Below are 10,525 nucleotides of genomic sequence, written 5' to 3'. Positions count from 1 at the left end.
CGTCCGACGCGACCGAGGTCCCCGGTGGGCCGGGACGAGGCGTTCGACGGGACCGCGTCGCCTGCGTGGATCCTCCGAGTCTGCGGAGGTCGTCGTTCGATACCGGCCGGCGCGATCGGGACTCAGCGACCCGAGAGCCGCTTCCGCAGCAGCTCGATGCGCGACTGCAGCTGCGTGACCGTCGCGTGGGCGACATCCGGGCCACCGCACGCGCGGCGCAAGTCGGCGTGCACGAGGGAGTGCGCCTGGCCGCTCTGTCGTGCGTACAGCCCGACGAGGCTGTTCAGCAGCGAGCGCTGCTCCTTGAGCGTGCGGTAGAGCGCGACCGGCTCGGCGTGCCCGGGCCCGTCGTCCTCCGTGGATGCCACGTGCTTGCGCCGGTCGGACGCGCGTCGCGCCTGCCGGGCCTGGCGGTGGCGCAGCAGCTCGTGGACCTGCTCGGGTTCGAGGATGCCCGGCAGTCCGATGAAGTCGAGCTCCTCGTCGCTGCCCGGCTCGGCGAACGTGCCGAAGTCGGTGCCGTCGTAGACCACGCGGTCGAACGTGGCATCCGAGCCGAGGGCCTGCCAGGTGAACTCGTCCTGAAGCTCATCGGAGCCCTTCTCCTCGCGGTTGGCCGACTCGAGCAGGCCGTCGTCGAGGCCCGGATCGTCGTCGTCACCCGAACGCCGGTCGAGCGCATGGTCGCGCTGCCGCTCGAGCTCGCCCGCGAGCGCCATGAGCACGGGCACGTTCGGCAGGAACACCGACGCGGTCTCGCCGCGGCGCCGGGCCCGCACGAAGCGGCCGATCGCCTGGGCGAAGAACAGCGGCGTCGACGAGCTCGTCGCATACACGCCGACCGCGAGCCGGGGCACGTCGACGCCCTCGGACACCATGCGCACGGCGACCATCCACCGGCTGGTGCCGTTCGAGAACTCCTCGATGCGGCCCGACGCCTCCTTCTCGTCGGAGAGGACGACGGTCACCTTCTCGCCGCAGACACCCTCCAGGATCTCGGCGTAGGCGCGGGCGACGGACTGGTCGGTCGCGATGACGAGTGCGCCGGCGTCGGGGATCGCGTGGCGGACCTCGGTGAGGCGCCGGTCGGCGGCCTGCAGCACGGCGGGGATCCACTCGCCCGTGGGCTCGAGCGCGGTGCGCCAGGCCGCGGAGTGGATGTCCTTCGTGGCGTCCTCGCCGAGGCGCGCCTCCATCTCGTCGCCGGCCTTCGTGCGCCAGCGCATGCTCCCCGCGTAGACCATGAAGAGGACCGGGCGGACCACGCCGTCCTGGAGGGCGCGGCCGTAGCCGTAGTCGTAGTCGGTCCGGGAGACGCGGATGCCCTGCTCGTCGGGCGCGTAGTCGACGAACGGGATCGGTGCGGTGTCGCTGCGGAACGGGGTGCCGGTGAGCGAGAGCCGACGCGTGGCGGGCTCGAAGGCCTCGCGGATCGCGTCGCCCCACGAGAGCGTGTCGCCGCCGTGGTGCACCTCGTCGAGGATGATCAGCGACCGGCCGGAGAGCGTGAGTTCGCGGTGCAGCGCGGGTCGCACGGCGACCTGCGCGTACGTCACCGCGACGCCGTGGTAGTGCCGGGCGCTGCGCCCGTGGGCGTTGCGGAACCCGGGATCGAGCCGGATGCCGACGCGCGCCGCGGCATCCGCCCACTGGCGCTTCAGGTGATCGGTCGGCGCGACCACCGTGATCCGGTCGATGGTCCGGCGGGCACGCAGCTCCGCTGCGAGGCGGAGCGCGAACGTCGTCTTGCCGGCACCGGGCGTCGCGGCGGCGAGGAAGTCGCGCGGCTCGGTGGCGAAGTACTGCTCGAGCGCCTCGGCCTGCCAGGCGCGGAGCTTCGACGCGGTTCCCCAGGGCGCCCGGGCGGGGAACGAGGGCGAGAGATGCTCGGCGGCCGAGGTGCCGGGCAGGTGATGGCTGCCGGTGGGGGTCGCGTTGCTCACTCTGCAGCACTGTAGTCGAGTCGCCCGACACGGATGATCCGCGACGCACGCACGTGCGGTGGACACGGCGCACGGCGGCCGTGCGGCCTGTGCAGAATGGAGGGATGGTCACCCAGCAGCATCCCTGGTCGAGATATGTCGCGATCGGCGACTCGTTCACGGAGGGCATCGGCGACCCGGAGCCCGGCGTGCCCGGCGGGCACCGCGGCTGGGCCGACCGCGTCGCCGAGGTGCTCTCGCGGGGGACCGACGACTTCGCCTACGCGAACCTCGCGATCCGCGGCCGGCTGATCCAGCAGATCATCGACGAGCAGGTCGAGCCGGCGCTGGAGCTCCGGCCCGACCTCATCACGATCTCCGCGGGGGGCAACGACGTCATCCGCCCGCGCACCGACCCCGACGAGATCTCGGCCCGGTTCGAGTACGCCATCGAACGGCTCGCGCGGGACCGGGCGACCATCGTCATCTTCACCGGCGTCGACGTCGGCTTCTCCCCCGTGTTCCGGGGCATCCGCGGCAAGGTCGCGATCTACAACGAGAACCTCCGCGCGATCGCGCAGAAGCACGACTGCCTGGTCGCCGACCAGTGGGCCCTCGCCGAGATCCAGGACCAGCGGATGTGGGACCGCGACCGGCTGCACCTCAACGCGCTCGGCCACCACACGGTCGCGCGGATGGTGCTCGACGCCCTGAACGTCGAGAACGAGCTCGAGCCGATGAAGCCGGAGCCGCTGCCCGAGCGCACCTGGCGCGAAGCGCGCACGGAAGACCTGTCATGGGCCCGCGAGTACCTCGTGCCCTGGGTCATCCGTCGGATCCGGCATCAGTCGTCGGGCGATTCCGTGACGGCGAAGCGCCCGGCCGCCGGGCCCTACGCCTCGCGTCCGGAGGCGACGCCGGGCGATCCGGACTGAGGTCCGCGCGCGACCTCAGCCGGCGACCGGGGCGTCGGCGACCACGCCCGCGTCGAGCCCGCCGGGGTTCGACAGCCGCCACCAGGCGCCCGGGTCGTCGAGCGTGCCGTCCACCACGAGCGGCACCTCGACCACCTGCGATCCGGCGGTGACCGTCGCGGTGCCGACCCGGTCGCCGTCGTCGACGAGCCCCACCGATCCGGCTTCCACGGAGACGTCGACGGGCGTGTCCGACCAGACGACGACCGTCACGCCCTCGCCGGCCACGGCCTCGGCGGAATCGCCCCACGGCGTCGCGTACGCGACCAGCGGTCGCCCGGCCTCGAGGGCGACGACCTCGTGGAAGCCGGGCGCGATCGAGTCGATGAGCCCGGCGACCGCCTCCCGCACGATCGCGTGCGTGTCGCCGCCGAGCACGACGCCGACCAGGGTCACGGAGGTCGCGCCCACCGCGACGTCGGCGGAGAACAGCAGGTTCGCCGCGTCATCCGTCGTGCCCGTCTTGATGCCGTCGACCCCGTGCGTGCCGAGCAGCCGGTTCGAGTTCTCGAGCGTGCCGAGCTCGGGGATCTCGACGGACTGCGTCGCCACGATCTCCGCGAGCGTCGGATTCTCGAGCGCGATCCCGCCGAGTCGGACCAGGTCGGCGGCCGTGCTGACGTCGTCGAGGGAGAGACCGCTGGTGTCGACGACGCGGGTCGCGGTGAGCCCGTGCTTCGCGAGCCACGCCGTGGCCCGGTCGACGTAGGCGTCCACCGAGCCGAACGCCCAGTTCGCGATCGAGATGCTGTAGTTGTTGCCCGAGGGCAGCATCATGGCCTCGAGGCTCTCCTTCAGCGAGAGCGTCGACCCGGCGACGACCGGCGCGACCGAGCCGTTCTGGGCGACCATGTCCCAGTAGATGTCGATGTCGGCCTCGGTGTACGCGATGTCGGGGCCTCCCTCCCCTTCGGGGATCGGATGCTCCTCGAGCACGACCAGCGCCGTGACGACCTTGGCGATGCTCGCCATCGGCATGGGCGTGTCCTCGCCGCCCGCGGCCATGAGCCCGTCGAAGTCGGTCGCGCCGACCGCCCACGTCCCGAAGCCGGGCTCGACCACGGCCTGGGTCTCCGCCACGACGGGCGCGGGATCGTCGATCGCGGGGGCGGCCGCCGGGATCGGGGCGCCCAGCGCCGAGGACGTGTAGACCCCGCCGCCGATCAGGAGGCCGAGGATGACGGCGAGGATGCCGAACGCGACGATCCGTCGCCGGCGATACACGGCGGGTGACGGCGTGGAGGGTCGCGGGGGCGCGGGCGGAGCCGGATCGAGCGTGCGAGACATCCGTTGCAGGATACCCAGCCGACCTATGCGAGCGCGTACAGCGCCACGGCCGCGGCGGCCGCGACGTTCAGCGAATCGACGCCGTGCGCCATCGGGATGGTGACGATCGTGTCGGCCGCGGCGAGCGCCTGCCGGGAGAGCCCGTCCCCTTCGGCGCCGAGCACGAGCGCGAGACGCTCGGGCGGGTCGGCGGCGAGCGCGCGGAGCGTCACCGCGTCGTCGGCCAGCGCGAGTGCCGCGACCTCGAAGCCGCGGGCCGTGAGCAGCGCGCGCGCCTCGGTCCACTCGGGAAGGCGGGTCCACGGCACCTGGAACACGGTGCCCATGCTGACGCGCACGCTCCGCCGGTAGAGCGGGTCGGCGCAGCGCGGCGTGACGAGCACCGCATCGGCGCCGAGTCCGGCGACGGAGCGCAGGATCGCGCCGACGTTCGTGTGGTCGACGATGTCCTCGAGGATCACCACGCGCCGGGACGTCGCGAGCAGCTCGCCGGGATCGGGCAGCTCCGGCCGCTCGAACGCGGCGAGCGCACCGCGGTGGACGCGATACCCGGTGATCGCCTCGAGCCCGGCCGCGTCGGCGAGGTGCACGGGGATGTCGAACGGGGCGAGGACCGGTTCGAGGTCGGCGAGCCACTTCTCCTCCATGAGCACGGAGCGCGGCCTGCACCCGGCGGCGATCGCCCGGCGGATCACCTTGGCGGACTCGGCGATGAACACGCCCCGCTCGGGCTCGGTGATGCTGCGCAGGGCGACGTCGGTGAGCCGCGCGTAGTCGGCGACGGCGTCGGATGCCGCGTCGGTGACGTGTTCGATGCGCATGGGTCCTCCCGGGTCGGTTCGCGTCATCCGGAAACATCCCGGAAAAGCCGCACGTCTAGAATCGCAGCACCGTCGAAGGGAGACGCGCGTGGTCACTGGGATCGAGGCGCCGGCACCGTCCGACGTGCTGCTCGATGAGGCCGTCCGCCTCATGCGCGGCGCGCGCGTGGCCGTCCTGACCGGCGCGGGCGTCAGCACCGACTCGGGCATCCCCGACTATCGCGGCGAGGGCGCACCGGTGCGCACGCCGATGACGGTGCAGACGTTCCTCGCGTCGGAGACGGCGCGCAAGCGCTACTGGGCGGGCAGCCACCTCGGCTGGCGCACCTTCGGCACCGCGCGGCCGAACGACGGGCACCGCGCGCTCGCCCGACTGGAGGCCGGCGGCGTGGTCTCCGGGGTCGTGACGCAGAACGTGGACGGCCTGCACCGGCGAGCGGGCAGCTCGCACGTCGTCGAGCTGCACGGCGCCTCCGATCGCGTGGTGTGCCTGACCTGCGGGCAGGTCTTCGCGCGAGAATCGGTCGCCGATCGGCTGGCCGAGCTGAATCCGCACATCGACCTGGATGTCGCGATCCGGCCGGCACCGGACGGCGACGTCGAGGTCGACGACGTCGAGTCGATGGTGATCCCGGCGTGCACGGTGTGCGGCGGCACCCTGAAGCCCGACGTGGTGTTCTTCGGCGAGTTCGTCCCGACGCCCGTGTACCGGCAGGCGGCCGCCCTCGTCCAGCGTGCCGACGTGCTGCTCGTGGCGGGCTCGTCGCTCGTCGTGAACTCGGGCGTGCGGCTCCTCGAGATCGCGCGGCGGCGTCGGGTGCCGATCGTCGTCGTCAACCGCGGCATCACGAAGGGCGACAGCCGGGCGACGGTGAAGCTCGACGCCGGCGCGACCGAGACGCTCACGGCGATGGCCGAGGCGCTCGCCTGACGTTCCGGCCCGACCAGGGCCCGACGCATCCGAGCCGCCGTCCGTCGCCCTGGACCGGGATCGCGGGGATCGCTCAGCGCCGTCCGCGAGCGTGCGCCGCGCGCCGGTTGGTCCCGCCGACCTCGGTGAGCACGTCGAGCAGGCGTTCGGCCGAGGCGCTCCACGTGAACCGCTCCGCGACGTCGACGGATGCCGCGGACCGGCGCTCCCACTCCCCCGGCGCGTCGAGCGCGCGGACGGCCCGAGCCGCGCCATCCGCATCGTCGACCGGGAAGTAGGTCGCGGCGTCGCCGCCGATCTCGCGGAAGATGGGGATGTCGCTCACGACGACGGGCGTCCCGAGTCGCATGGCCTCGACGAGCGGGATGCCGAAGCCCTCGGCCTTCGACGCGGTCACGAGCGCCGTCGCGCCGGCGAGCACGTCCGCGTACTCCTGGTCGGTCGCACCGTCGTGGAACACCAGGCGCGCCTCGGGGGCGATGCGCGTGAGCTCCCGCCGCCGCTCGTCGGTGACCCGGCTCATCAGGTGCAGCTCGTGGTCGGGCAGCTGCGCGACGGCGCGCACGAGCGTCTCGACGCCCTTGTACGACATGAACGACCCCATGTAGACGAGCCGACCGCCCTCGGGCCTGGCCCGCGGCAGGTCGGGCGTGCCGATCTCGTCGGCCGCGTTCTGCACGACCGTGAGCGGCCGCGCGGTGAGGCGGTGCTTCCGGATGAGCCCGGCGCTCGTCTCGGACACGGTGACGACCGCGTCGGCGCGGTTCAGCAGCATCCGCTGCGGCCACCACATGAGGTGGTACAGGCGCCAGAGCACGCGCACGAACGCGGGCAGGTCGCGCGGCGGCGTGCGGTTCTCGTAGTAGATGAGGTCGTGCAGGGTGAGCACGAGGCCGTAGTCGCGCCCCCACGACCCCATGGTCTGCATCGGCGAGAACACGACGTCGGGCCGGAGCTTGCGGACCTGCCGGGCGACCCACGGCTCGCGCACGCTCGTCGGCCCGCTGACGAGCTCCCAGGGCAGCGCGGGCAGCTTGTCGAGCTGGCGGTGGTCGCTGATGAGCATGGTCAGCGGATGGCGCTTCGAGAGCTCGGCCACGATGCCGGCCGTGAACCGGCTGATGCCGTCGTGATGGTCGATCCGGACGTACCGGCAGTCGACGACGAGCCTCACGCCCGCTCACCCTCGACGAACACGCGGATGTGGCCCGCCGCCTCGCCGGGCGTCTCGTAGTGGATCAGGTGGCCGACGTCGGGGATGACGGCGAGGGTCGCGTCCTCGAAGAGCGGCTGCAGCCGGTACTGCGCGTCGAGGGGGGTCACGTCGTCCTGTTCGGCGACGACGAGGAGCGTCGGGGTCGGGATGGCGGGCGCGTACTCCCGCACGTCGTGCCCGACGGACGCCTCGAACGCCTGCAGTACGGCGTCGCGGTCGTCGAACGCGGAGAAGTACCGGTCGTGCTGGTCGTGGATGAACCGGCGCAGCTCGGGGTCGCGGGTCTTCGCCATCGTGACGCTCATGACCCGCACGATCGCGCGGTTGCGCAGCAGCGCGAAGCCGGCGCGCTCGGGCAGCGCGGCGGCCGCGCGGTAGTAGGCGACCGCGAGCCGGGTCATGATCGCACGCGGCCCCTCCAGGGCGGGTGCGCCGATCGGGTTCAGCAGGACGAGCCGGTCGGGGGCGAGGCCGGATGCCACGGCGGCGGTCGTCACGATCGAACCGAACGAGTGGCCGAGGAGGGTCCATCCGTCGGCGGCGGCCTCGCCGTCCGTCACCCCCACGGCCTCGACGAACGCGACGAGCCAGTCTGCGTACGCGTCGATGTCGTGCGGTCGGCCGTCGAAGGTCGGCGAGGCGCCGAACCCGGGTAGGTCGGGGATGATCACGCGGTAGCCGGGGAGCTTGGCGACGATGGGCTCGAGCCCGTGGTGGTCGCCGCGGAAGCCGTGCACCGCGACGATCACCGGCGCGTCCGCCGGTCCGTACTCCCACCACGCGGTCTCACTGCCCAGGACCTGGGCACGGTGCTCGCGGACGGGGATCCGCTCGAGGTCGACGGCGTACGGTGAGGCGATCATCCCCAGCATCCTACGGCGCGGCGCCTGAGCACTGTCGGAGGGCGCCGATACCGTGACCGGCATGGAGCACTCCCCCGTCGCATCCTGGGCCGACACGCTCGCGGTGTTCGACCTCGAGACCACCGGCATCGACATCGACACCTGCCGCATCGTCACCGCCCACGTCGGCGTGATCGGGGCGGATGGCGCGGTGCTCGAGCAACGGCAGTGGCTCGTCGATCCGGGCGTCGAGATCCCGACCGCGGCGACCCTGATCCACGGCGTGAGCACCGAACGGGCGCGTCTCGAGGGGCAGCCGGCGGCGCAGGCCGTCGCCGAGATCATCGCCACCCTGCGGGACGCGGCGGCCAGGGGCTTCCCGATCGTGGCGTACAACGCGGCCTACGACCTGTCGGTGCTGCATCGCGAGGCCGAGCGCTACGCCCACGAGGCGTTCCGGGGACCCGGGTTCGTGATCGACCCGCTCGTCATCGACAAGGCCGTCGACCGGTTCCGTCGCGGCAAGCGCACGCTCACGGCGGCCTGCGAGCACTACGGCGTCGAACTCACCGCGGCCCACGACGCGGGCGCCGACGCGCTCGCCGCGGGTCGGGTCGCACAGGCCATCGCCCGTGCGTTCCCCGAGGTCGCGGCGCGCACCATCGCCGAGCTGCACGCCAGCCAGGTCGACTGGTCTCGCGAGCAGGCCGAGAGCTACCAGGAGTGGCGTCGCATGAACGGCGAGCCCGAGTTCACGACCTCGGGTGCGTGGCCGCTGCGCTGAGTTCGGGCCGGAAGTCCGTCGCGCGAGGGCGTCCGACGTGGGAGCCTTGTGCCATGTCGGAACGACCGCCCGTCCGCTCAGCGACCGACGCGCTCATCGAAGCGAGCGCGCTCTGGATCCTCGGCGACAGTCCGCCCGGCTTCCTCGTCGATGCCGCCGTCGAGGCGACCGTCGCAGGGCTCGACTCGCCGGCGCTGCACGAACTCGCCGGCATGTCCGACGCCGATTCGCCGTGGGACCTCCGAGAGGCGCTCGGGCGCGCACTCGTCGAGCTCGGCGCGAGCGTGCCCGACCCGCGCGATCCCGCCACGCTGCAGCTCGCGCTCCGCGAACTCGCCGCGCAGTTCCTGCACGAGCGCATCTCGATTCGCGAACTCGTCGACCGTGCGCGGTCGGTGATCGACGAGGGCATGGGCACCCCCGACGAGGCCGAGGCGCTCCTGGCCGCCGGCGAGGCGCTCGACGCCGGTCGGATCACGGCGCACCAGGCGCAGCTCGATGCGCTGGACTGGGCGGCAGGGCTCACCCGGGAATGACCCGGGCATGACGAAGGGGCGGACGACCGAGTCGCCCGCCCCTTCGTGAAGCGTCTTACGCGCCGAAGCCCTTGAAGCGCTTGTTGAACTTCTCGACGCGGCCGGCCGAGTCCATGATGCGCTGCTTGCCCGTGTAGAACGGGTGCGAGGCCGACGAGATCTCGACGTCGATCACCGGGTAGGTCTCGCCGTCGAGCTCGATGGTCTTGTCGCTGGTCACCGTCGAGCGCGTGAGGAACGTCTCGCCCGAGGCGAGGTCGCGGAAGACGACGGCGTTGTACTCGGGGTGGATGTCGGTCTTCATGGAGGATCCTTGCTTGGTCGGATGGAGGGGTCGCCCCGCCTCGAGGGCAGGGAAGCGTGTCGGCCGTTGGCCAAAACACTATTCTAGCAGAGACGAGCGTCTCGGTGCGTCACCGCGCAGCGCGCGCCGTGTACCGCCCGTCGTCTTCGGAGAGCTCGATCGGCATGCCGAACGTCTCGCTCAGGGTTTCCGAGGTGAGCGCCTCGGCGATGGGCCCCGCGGCACGGACCTGCCCGTCGGCGAGGAGCAGGGCATGCGTGAAGCCCTCCGGGATCTCCTCGACGTGGTGGGTGACCATGACGATCGCCGGCGACGACTTCGAGGAGGCGTAGCCGCCGAGGAGGGCCACCAGCTCCTCCCGGGCGCCCAGGTCGAGGCTCGCGGCCGGCTCGTCGAGCAGCAGCAGCTCGGGGTCGGTCATGACCGAGCGCGCGATCTGCACGCGCTTCTGCTCACCGTCGGAGAGGCTGCCGAAGCGCCGCTCGGCGAAGCCGTCGAGCCCCCACTCCTTGAGCACGCGCTGCGCGCGTCGGTCGTCGATCGACTCGTACTCCTCGTTCCACCGGCCGGTGACCGAGTAGGCGGCGGTGAGCACGGTGTTGATGACGCTCTCGTTCCGCGGGATGAGCCGGGCCATCGCCGTGGAGGCGAAGCCGATCATCGGACGCAGCTCGAAGACGTCGACCTTGCCGAGCGACTCCTGCAGCACCTCGACGGAGCCCTTGGTGGGGTGCATCGCGGCCGCCGCGATCTGCAGCAGCGTGGTCTTGCCCGCGCCGTTCGGCCCGAGGATCACCCAGCGCTCGTCGGACGCCACGTTCCAGTCGATGCCGTCGAGGATCGTGTTGCCATCGCGAACCACCGACACATGCTGGAACTGCAGAACCGTAGACGCCATGGTCTCCAGC

At 72.2% G+C, this 10,525-nt stretch carries 11 protein-coding genes; 4 read left to right on the top strand and 7 right to left on the bottom strand.

Going from position 1 to position 10,525, the window contains the following annotated elements:
- Positions 1-122 precede the first annotated feature (122 nt).
- Positions 123-1,943, bottom strand: a complete 1,821-nt coding sequence (locus ACQ393_RS08915) for a DEAD/DEAH box helicase (protein ID WP_430646470.1) — start codon at positions 1,941-1,943, stop codon at positions 123-125.
- A 104-nt stretch (positions 1,944-2,047) separates the two neighbouring features.
- Between ACQ393_RS08915 and ACQ393_RS08910 the strand changes: the two genes are divergently transcribed.
- Positions 2,048-2,857, top strand: a complete 810-nt coding sequence (locus ACQ393_RS08910) for an SGNH/GDSL hydrolase family protein (protein WP_430646469.1) — start codon at positions 2,048-2,050, stop codon at positions 2,855-2,857.
- A gap of 15 nt (positions 2,858-2,872) precedes the next feature.
- Here the strand turns inward: ACQ393_RS08910 and ACQ393_RS08905 are convergent, their stop codons facing one another.
- Both ACQ393_RS08905 and ACQ393_RS08900 read right to left on the bottom strand, forming a co-directional pair.
- Positions 2,873-4,183 (bottom strand): D-alanyl-D-alanine carboxypeptidase family protein, encoded by a 1,311-nt coding sequence (locus tag ACQ393_RS08905; RefSeq protein WP_430646468.1) that lies wholly within the window; start codon positions 4,181-4,183, stop codon positions 2,873-2,875.
- A gap of 23 nt (positions 4,184-4,206) precedes the next feature.
- On the bottom strand, positions 4,207-5,004 hold the full coding sequence (locus ACQ393_RS08900; protein WP_430646467.1) for a TrmH family RNA methyltransferase: 798 nt from the start codon (positions 5,002-5,004) through the stop codon (positions 4,207-4,209).
- A gap of 151 nt (positions 5,005-5,155) precedes the next feature.
- Here ACQ393_RS08900 and ACQ393_RS08895 point away from each other — a divergent pair, with 151 nt between their 5' ends.
- Positions 5,156-5,935, top strand: coding sequence for a Sir2 family NAD-dependent protein deacetylase (locus ACQ393_RS08895; protein WP_430646716.1), 780 nt, complete (start codon positions 5,156-5,158; stop codon positions 5,933-5,935).
- Between the two features lie 73 nt (positions 5,936-6,008).
- On the opposite strand, the gene ACQ393_RS08890 is transcribed toward ACQ393_RS08895, so the two are convergent.
- Complete coding sequence (locus ACQ393_RS08890) at positions 6,009-7,109, bottom strand: glycosyltransferase family 4 protein (protein ID WP_430646466.1); 1,101 nt, start codon at positions 7,107-7,109, stop codon at positions 6,009-6,011.
- Complete coding sequence (locus tag ACQ393_RS08885) at positions 7,106-8,014, bottom strand: alpha/beta fold hydrolase (RefSeq protein ID WP_430646465.1); 909 nt, start codon at positions 8,012-8,014, stop codon at positions 7,106-7,108. The genes ACQ393_RS08890 and ACQ393_RS08885 overlap by 4 nt, the downstream gene beginning before the upstream one ends.
- 61 nt (positions 8,015-8,075) lie before the next feature.
- On the opposite strand from ACQ393_RS08885, the gene ACQ393_RS08880 reads away from it, so the two are divergent.
- Together ACQ393_RS08880 and ACQ393_RS08875 are read left to right on the top strand one after the other, a co-directional pair.
- Positions 8,076-8,777 (top strand): exonuclease domain-containing protein, encoded by a 702-nt coding sequence (locus ACQ393_RS08880; RefSeq protein ID WP_430646464.1) that lies wholly within the window; start codon positions 8,076-8,078, stop codon positions 8,775-8,777.
- Between the two features lie 53 nt (positions 8,778-8,830).
- Positions 8,831-9,313: a hypothetical protein gene (locus ACQ393_RS08875; protein ID WP_430646463.1), complete on the top strand. Its 483-nt coding sequence runs from the start codon at positions 8,831-8,833 to the stop codon at positions 9,311-9,313.
- A 55-nt stretch (positions 9,314-9,368) separates the two neighbouring features.
- On the opposite strand, the gene ACQ393_RS08870 is transcribed toward ACQ393_RS08875, so the two are convergent.
- Together ACQ393_RS08870 and ACQ393_RS08865 are read right to left on the bottom strand one after the other, a co-directional pair.
- Entirely contained in the window at positions 9,369-9,617 is a 249-nt protein-coding gene (locus ACQ393_RS08870; protein WP_129233276.1) for a type B 50S ribosomal protein L31, read from the bottom strand.
- 109 nt (positions 9,618-9,726) lie between these two features.
- Positions 9,727-10,515, bottom strand: coding sequence for an ABC transporter ATP-binding protein (locus ACQ393_RS08865; protein ID WP_430646462.1), 789 nt, complete (start codon positions 10,513-10,515; stop codon positions 9,727-9,729).
- Between the last annotated feature and the right edge of the window lie 10 nt (positions 10,516-10,525).

It is taken from the genome of Agromyces sp. GXS1127, assembly GCF_050565425.1.
Classification (GTDB): domain Bacteria; phylum Actinomycetota; class Actinomycetes; order Actinomycetales; family Microbacteriaceae; genus Agromyces.
Note: the sequence above shows the minus strand (reverse complement) of the source record. Positions and strands in the feature narration are given on the sequence as shown.

What these genes read in the sequence shown, in the direction of transcription:
- ACQ393_RS08875 (WP_430646463.1), top strand. Translation starts at nt 8,831, where the DNA reads ATGTCGGAACGACCGCCCGTCCGCTCAGCGACCGACGCGCTCATCGAA.
- ACQ393_RS08895 (WP_430646716.1), top strand. Translation starts at nt 5,156, where the DNA reads ATGCGCGGCGCGCGCGTGGCCGTCCTGACCGGCGCGGGCGTCAGCACC.
- ACQ393_RS08880 (WP_430646464.1), top strand. Translation starts at nt 8,076, where the DNA reads ATGGAGCACTCCCCCGTCGCATCCTGGGCCGACACGCTCGCGGTGTTC.
- ACQ393_RS08865 (WP_430646462.1), bottom strand. Translation starts at nt 10,515, where the DNA reads ATGGCGTCTACGGTTCTGCAGTTCCAGCATGTGTCGGTGGTTCGCGAT.
- ACQ393_RS08910 (WP_430646469.1), top strand. Translation starts at nt 2,048, where the DNA reads ATGGTCACCCAGCAGCATCCCTGGTCGAGATATGTCGCGATCGGCGAC.
- ACQ393_RS08905 (WP_430646468.1), bottom strand. Translation starts at nt 4,183, where the DNA reads ATGTCTCGCACGCTCGATCCGGCTCCGCCCGCGCCCCCGCGACCCTCC.
- ACQ393_RS08870 (WP_129233276.1), bottom strand. Translation starts at nt 9,617, where the DNA reads ATGAAGACCGACATCCACCCCGAGTACAACGCCGTCGTCTTCCGCGAC.
- ACQ393_RS08885 (WP_430646465.1), bottom strand. Translation starts at nt 8,014, where the DNA reads ATGATCGCCTCACCGTACGCCGTCGACCTCGAGCGGATCCCCGTCCGC.
- ACQ393_RS08900 (WP_430646467.1), bottom strand. Translation starts at nt 5,004, where the DNA reads ATGCGCATCGAACACGTCACCGACGCGGCATCCGACGCCGTCGCCGAC.